This is a genomic window from Salirhabdus salicampi (genome assembly GCF_024259515.1).
GTDB lineage: Bacteria > Bacillota > Bacilli > Bacillales > Alkalibacillaceae > Salirhabdus_A > Salirhabdus_A salicampi.
Window position 1 is genome coordinate 332,239 of record NZ_JANBWE010000002.1, and the last position, 19,604, is coordinate 351,842.

Consider the following 19,604-nt stretch of genomic DNA (forward strand, 5'->3'; position numbering starts at 1 on the left):
AAATTGAACCCTCTGATTCATCAGAGGGTTACGTATATTCATTCTATTACATTTCTTTCACATCTAAAATCCGAAAACCGGATTTTTCTAGTTTGTCGATAAATTTTTTAATGTTATCCTTCTTTTCCACCTTTAAAACAATTCGTCTTGCCATTTTATCAGTTTCATCAAATGTTGCCAATGATATGACATTTTCTTGATAATGTTTAATGAGCTCCGCCAAACGGGGAATTCGTCCTTCCGCTTCAATAGATGTAAAAGCAATTCGAATTCCTTCTCTTTTCATCCCAAAGGCACTTTGAAATTGCTCTATCGTATCAAAACGGGTTACGATTCCGACGAATTGATGCTTTTCGTTCGTAACAGCGAGAACCGGGAACCCTTTAAAGTTTGTTAACGTCTCTTCAAAAACATCATCTTCGTTAATATAAAGCTTTTCATAATCGGCAATATCTTTCACAGTGCTCGTTTTTAAGAAACGGTCTTTTTCTACATCTCCAGCTTTAAAAAATGCTTCATAAATTAATTGCTTCGTTACCATGCCTTTAAATATATTGTCCTCAACAACAGGCATTGCTTCAATATCTTCTGTTTGTAATGTATGTAATACACTATACAACGTATCATGTATTCCTGCTATAAAACATTCATGTTTCGGCTTCATTACGCTTTTAACAAACATCATTATCACCCCATCACATTTCTTACATACATATATTCACAATTTTCCATTATATTCCTAATCCAGAAAGACGAGGTGATGTTTTATTATTTAGTCGGGAAAGGAATTCGTAATGTTTCACCTACAGTAATGTGATCGTGTTCAATATTATTCACTGCTTTCAAGCGTTCCACCCAAACATTAGCATTGTCGTTAGGATAGTATTGTTGAACAATGCTCGTAAGTGTATCTCCTTCCTTCACTTCATAATCAATATAGTCTTGGTTCTCATCTTCACCAATTTCATTATTGTGACTAATAATAAAGACTTCTTCAATATGCCGCTCATTTTCAGTATCTGTTGCGGTTGCATGATCGTGTTCATTACTTAAATAAAAAGGGATAAAGGCAATAAAAAGGATAAATAGAAGTACAAAAGTACGAATTAGTAAAAAACTTGTTCTCTTCTTTTTTCTCTTATGATTTCTGTTATGGACTTCACTTCTAGGTGGTAGCGGAAGACTGTCATCATTTTCGACGGTTCCCTCATGTTTCGCAGGCTCTGGTAAAGAAGACCTATGTTTTTGTTGATGATATGCCTTTCTAGACATCAACTTCATCACCTCTTTTAAACCGAATGTAAAGTGCTAATAAAAAATCAATAGTAAAATGGGTCGTCATCGTTACGGCTAGATTACCGGTAAGCTCGTATGTATATCCTAACAGAAAACTAACTACGAGTACGGAACCAATTAAAACCGGTTTCCGTAGATAACGGATATGTGCCAGTGCAAACGCTACACTTCCAACGACAAAACCAAATACCGTATGAATTACACCCCGAAAAAGTATTTCTTCAGAAAGCGACACGACTAACGCAATCAGGAATATTTCTTGAATGTTACGGTTACGGAAAATTCGTTCATTAATTCCCCCGTCATCAAAATATTCTGCAGGGAGTATTCGAATACTTAGGACATTCATGAAAACAATAAGAACTCCTGGTACTAAGCCATATAATACGATATCCTTCCCGTTCATGGAAAATAGCTCAAGCCACTTTTGTAAGGAGGGAAACAGAAAAAGACTACTGATAAATGCGATGAAGATAAAAATGAATTGGGAATAATACAATTGTCGTACTAGTTCCTCATCCGTCAGTGACGCTACGATTTCAGCTTGACTTTTTCTTTTTTTCATTACGTTCCCCCTGATGGAATAATTTTTTTAATTCTTCCTCCCAACTGACTTCCCCTTGCGATTTCTCAACTTGAATTAGTTCCGGCTTCCATTTCGAAAAGGTAAAGTCACAATTGTCACAACAATATTCTTTTGGGGTTTTGATCCCTTTTTGAAACGATTGATATAACATTTTTCTTCTACAATTGTCCGTATTCATCCAATTCAGCAGCGTCATCAAACCTTTTTGCTTTTCCACCATTCGCTTCTGTTGTAACGTGACGAGATGTGATTCCACCTCACACCAGTCAACTTCTGTTTGCTGAAGTACTTGATGTTTCTCCAATTGAAATTTTATAAAGTTCCATTGTGTTTCATTTACATTCGTCTCTGTTTGGATATAATCTATTGTACGTTGTAAAGGTTTGTCCACTTGCTTATTTTGTAATATTTGTAAAGATACTTTAATTTGTTGTTTTGTAGGCAATTCTTGCTCCATTAAAAACTGTGGAATTTCTTCATCACCTTGAGAATATAACAATAAACTTACACTACCACCGCCGTCTCTACCCGCCCGTCCAACTTCTTGGATAAATGATTCAACTTGGCTTGGCATATGAAAATGAATCACCATTCGTACATTAGGCTTGTCTATCCCCATGCCAAATGCACTCGTACAACAAATTACATCAAGTTGATTATTCATAAACTGGTTTTGGATAAGAAGGCGGTCCTCTGTTTCCATGCCACCATGGTAATAAGCAACCCGTAACTTGGGCAGACGCTGCTTTAATTGTTCACTTACCCGTTCACACCACATTTTAGACGAAAAATAAATCATCGCCGGTACTGGGAATTGTTTTAAAACTTCCACAACTCGCTCTGTTTTCTCGAACCAGTTGCTTACTTTTTCAACTGTAAATGTAATGTTATCCCGGTCCATAGGGAATATTTGCTTATCCATCTTCGGTCGACCAAGCTGTTCTATGATATCTTCTTGTACTTTAGGAGTAGCAGTTGCACTTAATGCTAGCACTTGAGGGTCGTTTAATTTCGTTAATACATCTTTCATTTTCAAGTAATCCGTTCGAAATTCATGACCCCATTGGGAAATGCAGTGAGCCTCATCCACAACAAATAATGAAATGGTCAATGTCTGTAATCGTTTCAAGAACAAATCATTTTGTAACATCTCCGGGGAACAAAAGATCATATCGTACTTGTCAATGCTTTCATATATGGCCATCTTTTCCGACTGTTCAAGGAAACTATTTACGGCTACCACTTTTTTAAACCCTTTTCCTTTTAATTGTTTCACTTGATCTAACATTAAGGAGATAAGGGGAGATACGATGATGACCTTACCCTTTAAAAAAAGAGAAGGTAATTGGTAGCATAACGATTTTCCTGTCCCTGTTGGTAAAATACCTAATACATCTTGACCGTCAAGCAATCGTTCAACAATTTCTTTTTGACCTTTACGAAACGTTTCAAATCCAAAATGCTTTTTAAGCGCTTCTGTAAGCACATTCGCATCCATCTTTTATTCCCCTCCCTTCTCTTGAAACTGAGCCCTTGCTAACACGACACGTATTGAAAAATAATCAACATTTCCTTCCAAAGCCTCTTTAATTTCTTTTAAACGTTTCGTTTTTGTGCGCTCAACAACTGCTATAATTTGTTTTTCTATATGTTCAGAAATAAATGGACGAATATCAAAAGTACGATCTACATGAGCAATCTCAACGATATGGTCTTGTATTGTACTTACTTTTAACCCTCTTATTCGGGCGAGATCATTTATACCATGTCCTTGTTTTAACATGTCATATGTCTTTTTCGTTGATAATGTTAACGGTAAAGAAGGTTGGTGTTCAGGTATAAATTGGTTTAACGCTGGAAAAGACGTCTGATTACGTGTAATCTCCTTCATGATGAAATGAATGCAACTTTGCAAAGTCATTTTTACGTCGTGTATCGATGCATTATGTTTCTTCGCAATTTGATCCGTACTGGCCCCATAACGGTGGGCACCGGACATCCGTGAGACGACCATAGAAGCATAATCGGTCGGTAAATCGGATAAGATTTGATGCAACTCTTCATAAAGTGTGAAAAAAACTGATTCTAACTCTGATTTATGTCTCGCATAAAAGCGTTTGGTCCACTGCACTATAGTACGGTCTTCAATAACTGGTAAAAACGTCTTCTCATTCCCGAGCATATTTGACCCTATTTGTATAAATAATAATAAACGTAACCAAAATGCTGGAGCTGACTGATGGTATGAATATCCATCCAGCCAATTAACACCAACTTCTTTATTTTCCAATGCTCTTAAGCCAACACTCGTAATAAAGATTCGTTTGTTCTCTATGTAAACGAGTTGTTCATTCATTAATTTGCGTAACACTTGTTCGAATTGATCTCGGCGTAGTTCCTTATAGATACCAAAGTATTGGTCAACACCAAACACCTTCGCATCTTGTATTGTTTGGGATGATCGTTTTCCAATTAACAGATGATAAACGGAAGCGGCGCTTCGTTCTTTATGGATGCTTTGAAAGCATGTTAATAATATTTGTTCGAACACGATACTCACTCCGTTTATGTTTGTGTGACCATTTGATAAAAACCTTCCGAAATAGCCTTTTTTCTACAAATTGTATAATAAAATGATAATACAGTTAATTTAAGTTGAAAAGTTTTATTATCAGTTTTACAATATGTGAAGGGCAAACTTGTCTATATCGAACATTTTTTATCGTTTTTATACAAGTAGGAGGGTTTTCAATATGGCAAAATATACGATTGTAGATAAAGAAACTTGTATTGCTTGCGGTGCTTGCGGAGCAGCGGCTCCTGACATTTACGACTACGATGATGAAGGTATTGCCTTTGTTATTTTAGACGATAATAAAGGTACAGCAGAGATTCCAGAAGAGTTACATGAGGACATGGAAGATGCTTTTGACGGATGTCCTACTGATTCTATTCGAGTGGCAGATGAGGCATTTGACGGGGATCCAGATAAGTTTGAATAAAAGAAATGAACCCTTTACAGCATGCTGTAAAGGGTTTTTTTTCTTATTTCAACTCGGTTATAAAGTTAATTCCGTGTGGTACCGTTATTTCTTTACTTAAGTCATAAGGTCCAAAAGATTGACCATTGATGTCACTGTCAAATAGTACTTTTTCAAAGCCAAATGATTTCGCAGTCATAAGAACAGCATCAATCATTGTTACCATCTTCTCTTCTTCATTAACATGATTTTTCAACTGAATTGTTAGTACATCCTCGTTTTCTTCTACACTGTCAAATTCAATCCCATTCGGTATTGCCTCATATACATATGGTAAATCTTCATCTTCTCTCATCATTTCCAACGCTTGATCAATGTCTCCATTATTAGGTCCTTCAAGAGGGATTAAATATTGGAACCCATCTTCTGTTTCAAATCGTTTATAAATAAAATTTTGCATAGAAATATTTTCCTTGGAGATGAATCCTGAGTGTGGGAACTCCACCCCTTCTTCACCTTTATGTTTATAGTGAAGCGTTTTATAACCTAATGTTCCAAATGTATAGTGTAATGCTTTCATAAATAAATATTCAGCACTAGATCCTTGAAATGTTCGTTCACCAATGTCCACGGTTACCTGGTCAAATTCCGGTTGAAGGTTGAATGAAACATCTGCAAATAATTGATTATCAATCATTGGTTCGATATTCGGTAACATTTCCTCAATTCGTCTTAGATTGTCTGTGAAATCCTTATGATTTTTATCAACTAAAAACGTTACAGGTACTAAATAGTTATAATATTGTACTTCAGGCAAATATATTGTTAACGCTTGTTGTTGTGCCGAAATTTCGCGAACTGCACTGGAACCGGATAAATTCGATTCACTATTGTCCATAAATGTATTATACTGATCTCCATTTTGGCTTTCGGCAACTTCAGGCTTGGATTCTTCTTCCGGTTCTACTTCGATACGATTTTCATCAACTGCTTCATCGGCGCTATCTTCCAATTGTGAAAATTGATCTGTACTGTTGTTACTTAGAAATATTGTACTAAAAATGATTAGAAAAAAAGCGACAGCTGTTGCTAGGGAGGGAAGTACCCATTTCCGTTTCATTGGGCTCACATCCCGTTTATCTTGTAGACGACGAGAAATATTCCAGTATAGTTCATCGACATCCTGCTTATCTTCGATATCGGGCATTTGCTGCAAAAGCGCTTTTATTTTTTCTTCATGTTGGTTATCTTGCTTCATAGTGCATGCCCCCCTCGTCACCTTTCATAATTTTCTTTAATGTTTTTATTGCCCGGTGCTGGGTTGTCTTTACCTTACTCTCTGTCCAACCTAATACATCGGCTGTTTCTTGAATCGACAGCATTTGGATATATCGCAAAATAACGACTGATTGCTGGTCAATTGTACATTGATGTAAACATTGATACATTTTTCCTATCTCTTCGTTTTTTTGTGCAATTTCCTCTGGTAATGGTTTTTCATCAGGGATAAAGTCACCTTTATCGTCCCAATTGAAAACATCCATCACCCTTCGCTTCTTCCTCTTCTGCTTGCGTAAATAATCAATCGCTACATGGCGAGCAATTGAATATAGCCACGTTTTTTCACTACTCTCGCCTTTAAAGGAATGAAAAGATTTTAACACTTTCACATACACATCTTGAACGAGATCCTCAGCTAATGATCGATCTTTTACCATGTAAAATAAAAAACGAAATAAATCGTGATGATATTTTTCATATAATTCATGAAAGACATCTTTCATTTAATATGCCTCCCGTTCACTAAACTTTGACATCTCTAGTAGACAAAAGTTACACGTATGATTGTGTAGATATGCATTATTCTATCACATCAGTGACCACAAAAAGAAAAACTTATTTGGCAGTACCAAATAAGTTTTTTCATATGAAACAAGAATAATCGTGGTAATAACCTAAGATTTGATGGTTTTTGGCAAATAAAACTCGAAAGATGTCCCTTCATTCACTTTACTATGGACTTGTATGCTTCCATTGTGTGCGTCAACGATATTTTTCGCAATAGCAAGACCTAAACCTGTCCCTGTATTATCATTACTTCTCGTCCTTGCCTTATCGCTTTTATAAAAGCGTTCGAATATAAAGGGTAAATCTTCCTCTGGTATACCACACCCTGTATCTTTAACTCGGAAATTCAGTCTATCTTCATCTTCAATTACAGATAGGGTAACCGTACCATCCTCTGAAGTATGACGAATCGCATTATCAATTAAGTTCGTTAACACTTGCTCAATTCGATCAGGATCAAAGGTAGCTTCTACATTTCTGATTTCAAATTGTCCTTGTAAATCCACTTGCTTATCCTCAGCAACCCCTCGAAACTTTCGAACGACTTTATCCAAATACGGCTTTAAGTTAACTGACTGCATATGCAACTGTATTTGGCCTGCTTCCATTCTTGCCAGGTCTAATAAATCGTTTACGAGGCGTCCAATTCGCAATGATTCATCATAGATGATTTTCGCTAATTCATTACGTTCCTCTTTTGATTGTGCAATCCCATCTACTATCGCTTCACTGTAGCCTTGAAGCATTGATATCGGTGTTCTTAGTTCATGGGAAACATTGGCAATAAAGTCTTTCCGAAGTTTGTCCAGCTTCCGCTCTTCTGTCATATCACGAATTACTGCAACAGCTCCACGAACAAAAGACTGATCATACAAAGGAGACATAATCATAACGTAGTTACGCCCTTGCACACTGATTTCTGTCATCACTTCACGTTCATCGTTTACCACTTCCTCCAACGTCTGACGTAACTCGTTAGGAAGTTGATCATAATTGTTGCCCCCGGTATTCTTTTCGAAGAAGTACGAGTTTAAGAACCGTTTAGCCGGTGGATTCGTAACGATCATATCTCCACTTCTATTTAACGTAATCACACCATCAGCCATGGACAAGAGAATACTGGACAACTGCTCTTTTTCTTGGCTTAATGCTTGGATATGATATTTTAACTGACTTCCCATTCGGTTAAATCCTTTTGCTAATTCACCAATTTCATCACGTGTTAAAATGGGAACCTTCGTATGAAACTCCCCTGTTTCTAACTCACGAACTGCTTTTCTCATTTGAATCAAAGGGGAGGTAATACGGGTAGATAAGAAAAACGCAAAAAACGTTGTTAAAATGATAGCAATACCCGCGGCATACCAAATAAACTTAGTCGTTTGTGATGTTGTTTCATGAATGATATCTAACGATTGGTAGACAAATACTGCCCCTTCATGATAATCAAGTGGCATACCAATCATTAAAATTTCGTTGTCTGTATTCGGTAATGTTGTTTTCTTCGTTAATGGACCTTCATGCTGCAGTACTTTTACCAAATCTTGATTAGAAAAAAACCATCCAACATCTACATTAGGTAACCCTTCATTATCAGGTCCTTCTGATAACCAATAATCATCTCGATTATAAATGACAGCTACTCTACTAGAGGAATCAACCATTTGTTTTAACGTCTTTTCTACAAGATCCCGATCATCATATTCTTCTACAACATTTCTTACTTGAATTGATATTTGTCTTAAATCTTGTTCCGCATCTTGCTCGTGAAAGTTTTCAAAATACTGTAGTAACAGAATGGTTAAAATAAAAAGAACAAAAGAGACGAGTAGAATAATTGTGAACCATAGTTTAACAACGACACTTCGCCAAAACATTACTGTTCAGAGACCTCGAATTTATATCCTACTCCCCACACTGTTACAATCATTTTCGCTGCGTCTTCAGAAACTTTGTTTAGTTTCTCCCGAAGACGTTTTACATGTGTATCAACCGTCCTTAAATCACCAAAGAATTCGTAGTTCCACACTTCTTTTAACAAAACTTCCCGCTCAAATACTTTATCGGGTGAACTAGCAAGGAAGTAGAGTAATTCATACTCTTTCGGCGTAAGCGTCACTTCCTGACCGTTAGCTTTCACTCGATGTGCATCTTTATCAATCGTTAAATGAGGGAAAACGATGATATCACTTGATTTCGCTTCTGTGTGTAAATATTTCGTCTTCGAGGACCGACGTAGCAGTGCTTTCACCCGCAGCACAACTTCCCTCGGACTAAAGGGCTTTACGATATAATCGTCTGTTCCAACTTCAAACCCTTGAACCCTGTTTGTTTCTTCCCCTTTAGCCGTTAACATTATAATCGGCGTTGCCTTTCTCTCACGCAGACGTTCACAAACTTCTATACCGTCCATTTCCGGCATCATTAAATCAAGCAAAATAACATCGTAATCCTTTTCTACTGCCATATTTAATGCATCTACTCCATTGTTAGCTTCTTCAATCACAAAATTTTCTCGTTCTAAATACATCTTTAATAGTCTCCGAATGCGGTCTTCATCATCCACTATTAAAATGTTCGCCCGATTTTCCACACGTAACAACTCCTCTTTAAGCGTAAGAGTGTAATCCAGATATAACCAAGTTAACAAATATTAGATTAAACATAATAATCGCAAAACCGATAACAGCTAGCCAAGCAGATTTCTCTCCATGCCAACCTCTTGATAAGCGCAAATGTAAAAATGCTGCATAAAAGAAGAAGGTAATTAAAGCCCACACTTCTTTCGGATCCCAACCCCAGAAGCGGTCCCAAGCTTGCTGTGCCCATATAGAAGCAAAAATCATTGCACCTAATGTGAAGACTGGAAATCCAATTGCAACAGAACGGTAGACGACTTCGTCAATGACATCTGGGTTTACTTTTTTCAATAACGGTTGAATCGCTGCTGCTATCCGCTTCCGTAAAACAAGTCTTGTGAATCCGTACAATAACAGGCCGCCCAGCACTGACCACATTAATGTGTTGAATTTACGGCCGGCATTAACACCTCTCATCCACGCAGGCGTTTCCATTAACGGTTGAAAGCGCTCTTCTGAGACCATCTCTGAATTATGTGGAGCAAAAAGGGCAGGCATATGATAAGCAGTTGTTACTGTTTCACCCTCTTGCTGCATTTCAAATTGCACTTCATAATTCATAGAGCTGAAAATGGATGATATTGCAATAAAAGCAATCGTTGCATACAAACTGTACAGAATAAATTCTAACCAAAATGTTTGTTTGCTCTTAACTGTTTGATCAATCTTTAATATTAAGTAAATTAAACCCGCTACAAAACTGACAGCTAGAATCGCCTCACCTAAGGCTGCTGTAGTAACGTGAATATATAACCAATGGGTTTGTAAAGAAGGAACTAAAGGTGAGATTTCCCTTGGAAACATACTAGCATAACCGATAATGAGTAATGCTACCGGTAGAGCAAATAAACCAAGAATATTTAGTCGATATATGAAATATATAATAATAAAGCCTAGTACAAGCATCATGCCAAAAAACGTTGTATATTCAAACAAGTTACTTACGGGAGCGTGGGCACTTGCAATCCATCTCGTAATAAAATATCCAACTTGTGCTAAAAATCCGATAATCGCAAGGGTTATCCCAATAACCCCTGCCTTTGATTGTTTATGCCTTTTCTCTTTATCACGTATTGTACCGGCAAAGAAAAATGTTGCCACCAAGTACAGTAAAAATGCTGCATATAGGAAATTCGAGCTAACCGTATATAAGTCTCCCATTGTAGACCTCCTTTGCTTCAAAGCAATTTAATTTAACTGTTGTTGATCTTGAGGTGGTTTGATTTTTGTATCCTGTATTGCATAATCAATATCTTTACGAAGTCCATGCCAATTTTTATTCGTATGGCCTGCTAGCAATATACCATTGCCTTTCGGGTGAATCCATAAACGACGATGGTGCCAGTACATCCCTTGAATAACCCCGATCATAAAAATAATCGAGCCGATAAGAAATAGGGATAATGTACGATCTTTTTTCACTGTCAAGCCTGTCACATCTCTCATATCTAAATCTGTCATACTAAGTTTATATTGGTTATCGTTGTTTGGCGATAGATTTAAACCGATACCTAGGAAGTTTACTTCATATTGTTCAATATCCGGGCCTTCTACAAAGAAAATAAAGGCTGGTTTACGCGGATATTTCGATTTTGATGCCGGTACACCTTTGTCGTTAATATACACTTCTGGATAATATTCATCTACTACAATTTTGTAGCCACCGTCCAACTGATACTCTGATTGTGGATTGTTCATGTCAAAAGTGAACTCTCCTAAGTTGGCATCTTTATCATCAGTTGGATGAAGTTTAAATGTAATTGACTGGAATTCGTCTAATTGATAGCTTGCTTGATACAAACTATATGGTCCAACTTTTAAAGGTTGATTAACGCGTAATTCCCCTTCTTTGACTTTTTTCAGTTCAGGGTCTTGTCCAGTAATTGTCTCTCCTTCAACCTCATAGATGGTTGCATTTGTTTGATAGTTACTCGGAATCATTTCACCTTGTCTTTGGATTGCTGCACCGTATCTTTCATCATTTGGGTCATAAACCTCTAAAATGAATTCTTTATTTTCGATATAGTACTGTTGGTTTGTTGAAGGGATTAATTTCGTTTCACCTTCCCTTACCCAAACGTAGTCAGATACGTACATAAATGGTAAAGAACGGAGCAACGCGGCTATTAAAATGATGATTAAACCGATATGGTTCACGTACGGTCCCCAACGTGAAAAGCGCCCTTTTTCAGCTAGTATGTGACCGTTTTCCTCTTTAATCTTATAACGTTTTTCTTTTAGTTTCTTAACAACCAACTGTACTTCGTCTTCAGTAACATACTCTGTCTCACTAAAAAAACGTTGCCTTTTAATAAAAGTTTCATGTCGTTTTGAGTTTTGTTTTTTTAATGCTCGATATAATGGAACAAATCTATCGATACTACAAATCACAAGCGAAACTCCGATTAAGGCAATTAATAACTTGTACCACCAAGAGCTATAGAGATTATGAAATCCTAATTGATAATAAATTTGACCGAGCAATCCATACTGGTCCCGATAATGTACAGCAGGGTCCACCGCCGGCGGAATATACATTTCTTGAGGAAATATTGTTCCGACTGCTGATGCTACTAAGGTAACAACAATGAGCCATACACCGACTTTTACAGAAGAAAAAAAGTTCCATATTTTATCCACTGCTGTCTTATTATAAGTCTTGGACCTTCTCGCACTTCCTTCATAGCGCATGTTCAATAACTTGTTTTGGTCATTACCATCTATATGTTGGTTATGCTCAACAGGTTTACCACATGCTTCACATAATACAGTGCCTTCTGGGTTTATATGACCACATTCGCACTTCACTTTGTTCATATAAAAAACCTCTCAATAATTATGATTTCTCCTACTCCGGTGTTATCTCATCTAAATAGTTTTCTAATTTACTTAATGTCAACTGATCTTTCACAATTCGTTCTATCGTTCCATCGGGATTAATAAAATATGTTGTCGGAATGGGGACGATGTTGTAAAGCTCCATTACTTGCCCCCGCTTGTCGTGTACAATTGGAAATGTTAAACCGTAGTTGTCGATAAATCGGTCAATCACAATTTGTGTAGAATCTAAACTAACAGCTAAAATTTCTACACCCTTCTCCTTATAGATAGGGTATAGATCTTCCATATATGGCATTTCATCTTTACACGGCTCACAATATGTAGCCCAAAAATTCAACATAACCCCTTTTCCAGCATAGTCCTCATGGAGTACAATTGCTCCTTCTCCATTAACTTGCTCCAACGAAAAATTAGGCGCAACATCACCTTCCTTCAATACACCACTATCCTCGTTGAGGAAGCTTGAAATGAGGACAAATGCAACTGCTGCAAATAGAATGAACAACACAATTACACGAAATATAAAGCGATTTCTTTTTTTTTGATTTGTCACGTACACCACTCCCCATATCATTATATCACTATGACACGATGTTAAATTTGAAAATTATTTAACATTTTGATTGGCGAGTGCTTTCAACTGTTTTACTTCATGAGGAGATAATTCCCGATATTCTCCAGGATTCATTCCGTGCAAATTTAAAAAGCCATATTTTTCTCTCTTTAGTTTATCTACTGGATAACCTAGCGCCTCAAACATTCGACGAATCTGTCGATTTTTCCCTTCATGTAATGTTAATTCAATAATTGCTTTTTTCTTTTGCCGGTCTACTGATAAAATGCGGTTACGAGCTGATTTCAGAAACTCTCCATCTGCTTCAATCCCTTTGTTCAATCGTCTTAACTCTTCAATCGTGGGTATACCTTTCACTTTCGCCACATATACCTTATCAATTTGATGCTTAGGATGCATAAGCATTTGGGCAAAATCGCCATCATTTGTTAGAAGCAATAATCCTGACGTGTCATAATCCAGGCGGCCAATTGGATAAATCCGTTCGTCAACTTCCGGCAATAAATCGGTTACTGTCTTTCTACCTTTATCATCCTTAACACTTGAGATCACGCCACGAGGCTTATATAAAAGAAAATAAACCGGTTCCTCTTTCTCAATCGGAAAACCATCTACTTCAATTTTGTCATCTTGTTTCACTTTTGTTCCAAGCTCTGTTACGGTTTTGCCATTTACTTTCACTTTTCCTTGTTCAATTAATGCTTCTGCCTTTCTTCTCGATGTAAAGCCACTCTTCGCAATAACTTTTTGTAATCTTTCACTTTTATGTTCCATATTCTCACCTGCTATTTATTATTATGATAAAAAGCGTTAACTTTAACGTTAACGCTTTTACAAACTAAATACATAAGTACAAACGATAATCGACGCTATTATACCAATTAAGTCTGCCAGGAGTCCAACTTTTAAAGCATCACCCATTCTTTTAATCCCTACTGCTCCGAAGTAAACCGTTAACACATATAACGTTGTATCTGTACTGCCTTGCATTGTAGAGGCTAAGCGACCGATAAATGAATCCGGACCAAATGTTTTAATTAAATCTGTCGTAATCGCAAGGGCCGCTGTTCCTGAAATCGGGCGAATGGCCGCTAAAGGGACAATTTCTCCTGGTACTCCCAGTTTTGACAACAAAGGGGAAATCAATTCAACTAATCCTTCCATTGCTCCTGAAGCGCGAAAGATTGCAATGGAGACCATCATTCCTAACAAAAAAGGAAGAAGAGATATGGCCATTTGAACCCCTTCTTTCCCACCTTCAACAAATGTTTCGTACGTGGGGACTTTTTTTATTGTACCAGCTAATAAAACGAGTAAAATGATAACTGGTATAATCCACGTACTGATTGTTGTAATCATACTCATCTTTGTTTCCTCCGTACACGACGATTATAAAATAGACGATCAATTGTTAAGGCACCGATAGTGGAAATCGTCGTAGCAATAATGGTTGTCCCAACAATCTCCGTAGGGGACACAGATCCTTGTTGCATGCGGATAGCGATTACCGTTGTCGGGATTAAGGTCACACTAGATGTGTTTAGCGCTAAAAATGTAATCATAGAGCGGGATGCCGTCGTTGATCCACTCAATTGTTTCATTTCCTTCATCGCTTTTATGCCTAACGGGGTTGCGGCATTGCCGAGACCAAATAAATTCGCCGAAAAGTTAGACAATATATACCCCATTGCGGGATGGTTTTCTGGTATTTCGGGAAAAATTCGAGTGAAAATGGGTTTAAACAATTTAGCTAGGCCACGTAACAATCCCGCCCGCTCCGCTATCCGCATCATTCCGAGCCAAAAAACGAGAACACTAACTAAACCAATGGCTAACATTACCGCTTCGTTGGCACTTTTAAATAACGCTTCATTTACGTCTTCCATTGTCCCGTTGAACATCGCATAAATAATACCTGTTGCAGCTAAAAACATCCAGATTACATTGACCATTTATAAAACTCCACTCAATTTATAGAACATTTTCTTCACATCATCAAAAAAACTATCTTCTCCTACTTCTGGTGGATCAATTACAATATTTCTCGCTGCCAATACTTCCCCACCAAGTTTAAAGATTTGCTTGCCTACGAGCGTATCTGTAAATGGGTCTATATCTTCTTTTACATAGGTAATGTTTTCAATTTCTTTCTGTTCTGCTTTTGATAACGGAAGAATGACAGGTGTTAATAAGTGAGCCGAAAGCGTCTTCCCTCCTGGCATCGGAATCATAATTTCACCTTTATCCCGAATTTGTTTTAAATCGTAGGATTGGAATGCCCATTCAAACATATTCCGATGATCACGCCAATCATTACCATCATTAAGAGTAACCATAATTAATTCCATATTATTTTTTTTTGCTGAGGTCACTAACGTCCTGCCAGCTGCCCGTGTAAAACCTGTTTTTCCCCCAGTACAATATTCGTACAGTTGGGTAAGGAGTCGATTTTTGTTTCGCCACGCATATTTGCGATATTCCGGGGTATAGGTAACCGTGCCGGATACATCTTTAAATATGTCATTTCCCATTGCATAACGCATTAAGAGTGCCATATCATAAGCTGTAGAATAATGCCCCTCCTGCTCTAGTCCGTGTGGATTGGCAAAGTGGGAGTTTTTCATACCAATCCAGTTCGCTTTTTCATTCATTAAATAGGCGAATCCTTCTACACTTCCTCCTACATGCTCAGCAATGGCAACAGCCGAGTCATTCCCTGAGCGAAGCATAAGACCATACAATAAATCTTTCAGTTTTACCTTTTGGCCGGGTTTTAAATAGATTGAAGACCCTTCGGTCATGGCTGCATTACGACTAACCGTTACTATGTCATCTAAACCTCCATTTTCGATAGCTACGATTGCCGTCATTATCTTCGTTATACTTGCAATGCTTCGTTTTTGATGTGGATTTTTCTCATATAAAACTCGACCTGACTCAAATTCCATCAAAACAGCATTATGAGCAGAAACACCAGGTGCAGCCATCGATGGAACTGGTACAGTATACACGGAAACCGATAAGATACAACTAATCATGAGTAGTTTGATGATCGTTTTCAATAATAAGTCCTCCATTTCATGGTGTTTGTACTAATTTATGCACAAAGGACGGGCATATGATTGTTTCATAGAAATTGAGGACAAGACAAAAAAGAGCAAACATTGGGCATTGCAATGTTTGCTCTTCTCTTAATTAAACATGTTATACACGACTGTATCGGCTCGCTACATCTTTCCAATTAACAACGTTCCACCAATTGTCAATATATTGCCCTTTATCCGTCTTATATTGTAGATAATAGGCATGTTCCCATACATCTAAAACTAATAAAGGAACGGTATTCCATAACGCGTACATATTGTGTTTTTCTGTCATCTGAATCACTAGCTTACGAGAGGGAATTTCCCAAAGAAGTAAAGCCCACCCTGGGCCTTCCACCGACTTCGCAGCACTTGTAAACAGCTTTTTGAATTTCGTATAACTACCAAAGTCTTTCTTTATTTGTTGTAACAGTTTCCCCTCCGGCTCTCCTCCTCCTTTAGGTGACATGTTTTCCCAAAATATCGTGTGCAAGAAATGGCCCGATCCATTGAAAGACTGTTCACGCATCCAATGTTTTAACATATGTTCATTCTGTGATTTACTCCATTTTTCAATCATTTTTTCCGCACGGTTTAATCCCTCAACATAACTTTTATGATGTTCATCGTGGTGAAGGCGCATGATTTCCTCTGCAATATACGGCTCAAGTGCATTATACGCATATGGCAGTGGAGGAAGTTTATGGTTCCCCGCCTCGGTGCGATTGTCATATTCTTCGTTTGTTGTGTTAGATTTGTTATGATATTGCAGCAAGCTTTCAATCATCTTTTCCCCTTTTTCTTTAATGGCTTTTACCTCTTCGTCAGGTATAAACTCTTTTGTTTCTATCATACCTATAATCTCTTTTTTCCACATATGAAACTGTTTCATCCAATTTTCATAATCCATTAACATTGACGTTTGATTTATTTTTTCTTCCACTTCGTCTGCCCAATTTAGTAACGCTTTTAAGTATTGGCTCGTTTGTGGTGTCATTTTCATCACCTCGGCATTATCATATGCCAAATGCCTAGTCTAAGTGAAAATAGAAAAAGAAGTTTCTAGGATGAGGCTTCCCAGAGTGTAGAGAAACTCCATGGTTTTTTCTTCAAGTCGTCTTTCGGAGATAATCTAGTCGTACTTTTTTAGGAATAAATGAAAAACCTATGTTTTGGTCCATCTTACGAAGCAAGTGATCTTCAGGCAAAAAAACCGACATTCCTGGTGGAAAAGCGATCCAGGCGAGACCCCACAGAACGAAACGCAGGCTCGAGGAATCTCGGGGATTGCCCGCGGAAAGGGAGGTTTTTTCATCACGTCGAAAAAACATATAAAAAGGCCGCCGATACTATCTCGACAGCCTGAGAAGCCTCTAGGATGAGGCTTCCCTTTTCTGGTCAGTCACTATTTTCGTTTGATAATCCGTTTCATAGTAATCCAAATTTTCCCTCATTTGCTGAAAATCAGGTTCAAGCTGTTTCATCAGGTTGATAATGGATTGTGGAGGATTTCGATGAAATCGAATAGAATTTCGACCTGTATAAGCGGCCCTGCTATCTTCATACCAAACGTCATCCTTTGGTGAGAAAAATTCTAAAACACACTTATGATAAATACCATATAACGTCTTTTCAGCTGCTTGTTTACGAAATGGATTTGACTTCAATAAAACGTGGACGGTCTCCATTGCCTCTTCACAAAACACCTCTAACCGTCGTAATGACTTTAACACTTGTTTATAATAATCTTGATCTAAATCGTCTAATTCACTCGCTAATTGCTGTAATGAATGTTCGTTTAAATATTCCGTTAAATGATCTACGGTTTTCCGTAAATACGGTTTTATTTCTTCCATTTGGGATTGAACAACCGTATTGCTCACATTATGTCCCCCTCAATTATCCGTTTAAGATTTTGTCTATATTGTATGTTTTTCCGTCTGACAGTTTCATCAAAACTTGGTTTAACTTCTCCCATTCAAGGCCTTCATACAATTGTTTAAAGTTCTCAAAATCATGAACATACCTTCGTTTTTCGTATTTTAAGTTAGAATCATTTAGTAAAGCAGCTAATGCGGCTATTTGTTTAAAGTGATATTCCTGATCCCCAACCGTCATAACTGGTTCATGTTCATACGGTGTGAATTCAGAAAATTGCCTATCAAAATACTCCAAGTAAAGCAAATAGAACGTTTTCTGTTTTTCATCGTCAAAGTACGTTACTTCAGAACGTACAAACGCATCTTCAGGTGAAGTTCTCATTTCCTTTTCTAATTGATAACCATTCACTCCAATAATCTCCAAGCCCATCCTCCCCACTCATCCTTTTTTACTATACTATCATAATTCACAAAAAAATCCGACAACTTTATTCTATGATTCTTTCTCTTTCATTTTCTCAAAGAATAAATCTGCTTCTTCTTCTATGCTATCTTCCATGATGTCTTCAGGTAGTGGTGGTAGGTCTTCGATAGATGTGAGACCAAAGTATGTTAAAAATTCTGTCGTTGTTGTATATAAAATTGGTCGTCCACTCGTATCTTTTCGCCCTGACTCTTGTATCAGCGCTCTACCGACCAGTGTTTGAACAGGACGATCACTTTTCACCCCTCTTATTTCATCAATTTCCAGTTTTGTAATCGGTTGGTTGTATGCAATAATCGCCAACGTTTCCAAAGCTGCCTGTGAAAGCCGGGATGAAGTTGGGGTTTGTACAAGTCGTTCGTAATAAGATGCGTGCTCCGGTTTTGTCGTTAAGTGAAACACATCTTCTGCCTGCATTATCGTTATACCCCTATGTTCATGTTCGTAATCATATTTTAATTCATTTATAATCATTTCTACCGTTGAAACATCAATCTCCAAGATATTGGCTAACAATTTTTTCGTTAGTCCTTCTTCTCCTGATGCAAACAGCAAACCTTCTGTAACAGATTTTAATTGCTTTAATTCCATCAATCATGCTCCTTCATTTGATACAATATAATATCTGCAAAGTTTTCATCCTGCTGGCACATGACTTTTCTTGATTTCATTAACTCTAAAATGGAAATGAATGTGACAACAATATGGGACTTCACTTTGTATGGAAACAATTGCTGAAAAGAAACTCCTCCTGATGATTCTTTCACTAAGTTCAAAATTTGCTCCATCCGTTGGTCAATTGGAATCTCTTGTTTATGTATCCGAGTTTCCAATGGTTGTTCCCATTTTTTACGTTGAAATAACTTTTGTAGTGCACTTAACAAATCGAACATACTCACTTCACCGAAGTTTTGTACAGTAGAAGGTTCAGACATATATTGTTCTAAATTTGCAGGCGGACGTGTATAGATTTGATTTTTATCCAATTCACGTTCCTTTAACTGTTCTGCAGCCCCTTTAAACTTACGATATTGAATTAGTCTTTGAATTAATTCCTCTCTCGGATCTTCTTCATAATCATCGTCTTCGACATCAACCTCTTGATTGGGTAATAGCATCTGACTCTTTAATGCGATGAGCGTAGCAGCCATTACTAAATATTCACTTGCAACATCTAATTCAAGCTGTTGCATTGTTTGAATATATGCCATGTACTGCTCTGTTATCTCAGCAACAGGGATATCATATATGTCAATTTCATAGCGGTTAATGAGATGAAGCAATAAATCTAACGGGCCTTCAAAAGCATCAATTTTTACTTCATACTTAGTCCCCATAAAAAAATCCTCTCTAAAATAAAAGAATAACGTAAACCTATAACAAACGCCTATA

At 37.3% G+C, this 19,604-nt stretch carries 22 protein-coding genes; 1 reads left to right on the forward strand and 21 read right to left on the reverse strand.

Going from position 1 to position 19,604, the window contains the following annotated elements; translation table 11 throughout:
• Window positions 1-46: 46 nt before the first annotated feature.
• The 5 genes from NLW78_RS07730 to NLW78_RS15665 all read right to left on the reverse strand — a co-directional run bounded on the left by NLW78_RS07730 (window position 47) and on the right by NLW78_RS15665 (window position 4,433).
• Window positions 47-682, reverse strand: a complete 636-nt coding sequence (locus NLW78_RS07730) for a CBS domain-containing protein (RefSeq protein ID WP_254496478.1) — start codon at window positions 680-682, stop codon at window positions 47-49.
• A gap of 86 nt (window positions 683-768) precedes the next feature.
• Window positions 769-1,272, reverse strand: a complete 504-nt coding sequence (locus tag NLW78_RS07735) for a LysM peptidoglycan-binding domain-containing protein (RefSeq protein ID WP_254496479.1) — start codon at window positions 1,270-1,272, stop codon at window positions 769-771.
• Window positions 1,265-1,861 (reverse strand): CPBP family intramembrane glutamic endopeptidase, encoded by a 597-nt coding sequence (locus NLW78_RS07740; RefSeq protein WP_254496480.1) that lies wholly within the window; start codon window positions 1,859-1,861, stop codon window positions 1,265-1,267. Before NLW78_RS07740 ends, NLW78_RS07735 begins: the two co-directional genes overlap by 8 nt.
• The gene (locus tag NLW78_RS07745; protein ID WP_254496481.1) at window positions 1,836-3,380 is read right to left on the reverse strand and encodes a RecQ family ATP-dependent DNA helicase; all 1,545 of its coding nucleotides are present in this window, start codon (window positions 3,378-3,380) and stop codon (window positions 1,836-1,838) included. The genes NLW78_RS07740 and NLW78_RS07745 overlap by 26 nt, the downstream gene beginning before the upstream one ends.
• 3 nt (window positions 3,381-3,383) lie before the next feature.
• Window positions 3,384-4,433 (reverse strand): YpbB family protein, encoded by a 1,050-nt coding sequence (locus NLW78_RS15665; RefSeq protein WP_254496482.1) that lies wholly within the window; start codon window positions 4,431-4,433, stop codon window positions 3,384-3,386.
• Between the two features lie 202 nt (window positions 4,434-4,635).
• Between NLW78_RS15665 and NLW78_RS07755 the strand changes: the two genes are divergently transcribed.
• Complete coding sequence (locus NLW78_RS07755) at window positions 4,636-4,884, forward strand: ferredoxin (RefSeq protein ID WP_254496483.1); 249 nt, start codon at window positions 4,636-4,638, stop codon at window positions 4,882-4,884.
• A 43-nt stretch (window positions 4,885-4,927) separates the two neighbouring features.
• Here NLW78_RS07755 and NLW78_RS07760 read toward each other — a convergent pair whose 3' ends face one another.
• From NLW78_RS07760 to NLW78_RS07835, 16 genes are all read right to left on the reverse strand, one after another.
• A complete protein-coding gene (locus NLW78_RS07760; RefSeq protein ID WP_254496484.1) occupies window positions 4,928-6,121 on the reverse strand; it encodes an RsiX family anti-sigma factor in 1,194 nt (397 codons plus the stop codon).
• The gene (sigX, locus tag NLW78_RS07765; RefSeq protein ID WP_254496485.1) at window positions 6,108-6,647 is read right to left on the reverse strand and encodes an RNA polymerase sigma factor SigX; all 540 of its coding nucleotides are present in this window, start codon (window positions 6,645-6,647) and stop codon (window positions 6,108-6,110) included. Before sigX ends, NLW78_RS07760 begins: the two co-directional genes overlap by 14 nt.
• 171 nt (window positions 6,648-6,818) lie before the next feature.
• On the reverse strand, window positions 6,819-8,588 hold the full coding sequence (locus NLW78_RS07770; RefSeq protein WP_254496486.1) for an ATP-binding protein: 1,770 nt from the start codon (window positions 8,586-8,588) through the stop codon (window positions 6,819-6,821).
• On the reverse strand, window positions 8,588-9,304 hold the full coding sequence (locus tag NLW78_RS07775) for a response regulator transcription factor (RefSeq protein WP_254496487.1): 717 nt from the start codon (window positions 9,302-9,304) through the stop codon (window positions 8,588-8,590). The genes NLW78_RS07770 and NLW78_RS07775 overlap by 1 nt, the downstream gene beginning before the upstream one ends.
• 16 nt (window positions 9,305-9,320) lie before the next feature.
• Window positions 9,321-10,511 (reverse strand): c-type cytochrome biogenesis protein CcsB, encoded by a 1,191-nt coding sequence (gene ccsB, locus NLW78_RS07780; RefSeq protein WP_254496488.1) that lies wholly within the window; start codon window positions 10,509-10,511, stop codon window positions 9,321-9,323.
• A gap of 27 nt (window positions 10,512-10,538) precedes the next feature.
• Window positions 10,539-12,167: a cytochrome c biogenesis protein ResB gene (resB, locus tag NLW78_RS07785; protein ID WP_254496489.1), complete on the reverse strand. Its 1,629-nt coding sequence runs from the start codon at window positions 12,165-12,167 to the stop codon at window positions 10,539-10,541.
• Window positions 12,168-12,198: 31 nt separating this feature from the next.
• Window positions 12,199-12,744, reverse strand: coding sequence for a thiol-disulfide oxidoreductase ResA (gene resA, locus NLW78_RS07790; RefSeq protein WP_367617664.1), 546 nt, complete (start codon window positions 12,742-12,744; stop codon window positions 12,199-12,201).
• A gap of 54 nt (window positions 12,745-12,798) precedes the next feature.
• Entirely contained in the window at window positions 12,799-13,539 is a 741-nt protein-coding gene (locus tag NLW78_RS07795) for a pseudouridine synthase (protein ID WP_254496491.1), read from the reverse strand.
• Between the two features lie 57 nt (window positions 13,540-13,596).
• Window positions 13,597-14,130, reverse strand: coding sequence for a spore maturation protein (locus NLW78_RS07800; RefSeq protein ID WP_254496492.1), 534 nt, complete (start codon window positions 14,128-14,130; stop codon window positions 13,597-13,599).
• Entirely contained in the window at window positions 14,127-14,717 is a 591-nt protein-coding gene (locus NLW78_RS07805) for a nucleoside recognition domain-containing protein (protein WP_254496493.1), read from the reverse strand. Before NLW78_RS07805 ends, NLW78_RS07800 begins: the two co-directional genes overlap by 4 nt.
• Window positions 14,718-15,827 carry a D-alanyl-D-alanine carboxypeptidase family protein gene (locus NLW78_RS07810; RefSeq protein WP_367617665.1) on the reverse strand — a complete coding sequence of 370 codons (1,110 nt, stop codon included), beginning with the start codon at window positions 15,825-15,827 and terminating at the stop codon, window positions 14,718-14,720.
• Window positions 15,828-15,969: 142 nt separating this feature from the next.
• A complete protein-coding gene (locus NLW78_RS07815) occupies window positions 15,970-16,845 on the reverse strand; it encodes a superoxide dismutase (protein ID WP_254496494.1) in 876 nt (291 codons plus the stop codon).
• 376 nt (window positions 16,846-17,221) lie between these two features.
• Entirely contained in the window at window positions 17,222-17,731 is a 510-nt protein-coding gene (locus NLW78_RS07820; RefSeq protein ID WP_254496495.1) for a DUF3907 family protein, read from the reverse strand.
• A gap of 16 nt (window positions 17,732-17,747) precedes the next feature.
• Window positions 17,748-18,152, reverse strand: a complete 405-nt coding sequence (locus NLW78_RS07825) for a hypothetical protein (RefSeq protein WP_254496496.1) — start codon at window positions 18,150-18,152, stop codon at window positions 17,748-17,750.
• A gap of 69 nt (window positions 18,153-18,221) precedes the next feature.
• Complete coding sequence (gene scpB, locus NLW78_RS07830; protein ID WP_254496497.1) at window positions 18,222-18,803, reverse strand: SMC-Scp complex subunit ScpB; 582 nt, start codon at window positions 18,801-18,803, stop codon at window positions 18,222-18,224.
• Window positions 18,803-19,549, reverse strand: a complete 747-nt coding sequence (locus tag NLW78_RS07835) for a segregation/condensation protein A (protein ID WP_254496498.1) — start codon at window positions 19,547-19,549, stop codon at window positions 18,803-18,805. The genes scpB and NLW78_RS07835 overlap by 1 nt, the downstream gene beginning before the upstream one ends.
• Between the last annotated feature and the right edge of the window lie 55 nt (window positions 19,550-19,604).

Coding starts and splice junctions, on each gene's coding strand:
- NLW78_RS07745 (WP_254496481.1), bottom strand. CDS start 3,380: ATGGATGCGAATGTGCTTACAGAAGCGCTTAAAAAGCATTTTGGATTT.
- NLW78_RS07800 (WP_254496492.1), bottom strand. CDS start 14,130: ATGAGTATGATTACAACAATCAGTACGTGGATTATACCAGTTATCATT.
- sigX (WP_254496485.1), bottom strand. CDS start 6,647: ATGAAAGATGTCTTTCATGAATTATATGAAAAATATCATCACGATTTA.
- NLW78_RS07735 (WP_254496479.1), bottom strand. CDS start 1,272: ATGTCTAGAAAGGCATATCATCAACAAAAACATAGGTCTTCTTTACCA.
- NLW78_RS07770 (WP_254496486.1), bottom strand. CDS start 8,588: ATGTTTTGGCGAAGTGTCGTTGTTAAACTATGGTTCACAATTATTCTA.
- NLW78_RS07730 (WP_254496478.1), bottom strand. CDS start 682: ATGTTTGTTAAAAGCGTAATGAAGCCGAAACATGAATGTTTTATAGCA.
- NLW78_RS07795 (WP_254496491.1), bottom strand. CDS start 13,539: ATGGAACATAAAAGTGAAAGATTACAAAAAGTTATTGCGAAGAGTGGC.
- NLW78_RS07815 (WP_254496494.1), bottom strand. CDS start 16,845: ATGACACCACAAACGAGCCAATACTTAAAAGCGTTACTAAATTGGGCA.
- NLW78_RS07805 (WP_254496493.1), bottom strand. CDS start 14,717: ATGGTCAATGTAATCTGGATGTTTTTAGCTGCAACAGGTATTATTTAT.
- NLW78_RS07760 (WP_254496484.1), bottom strand. CDS start 6,121: ATGAAGCAAGATAACCAACATGAAGAAAAAATAAAAGCGCTTTTGCAG.
- NLW78_RS07835 (WP_254496498.1), bottom strand. CDS start 19,549: ATGGGGACTAAGTATGAAGTAAAAATTGATGCTTTTGAAGGCCCGTTA.
- resB (WP_254496489.1), bottom strand. CDS start 12,167: ATGAACAAAGTGAAGTGCGAATGTGGTCATATAAACCCAGAAGGCACT.
- scpB (WP_254496497.1), bottom strand. CDS start 18,803: ATGGAATTAAAGCAATTAAAATCTGTTACAGAAGGTTTGCTGTTTGCA.
- ccsB (WP_254496488.1), bottom strand. CDS start 10,511: ATGGGAGACTTATATACGGTTAGCTCGAATTTCCTATATGCAGCATTT.
- NLW78_RS07740 (WP_254496480.1), bottom strand. CDS start 1,861: ATGAAAAAAAGAAAAAGTCAAGCTGAAATCGTAGCGTCACTGACGGAT.
- NLW78_RS07755 (WP_254496483.1), top strand. CDS start 4,636: ATGGCAAAATATACGATTGTAGATAAAGAAACTTGTATTGCTTGCGGT.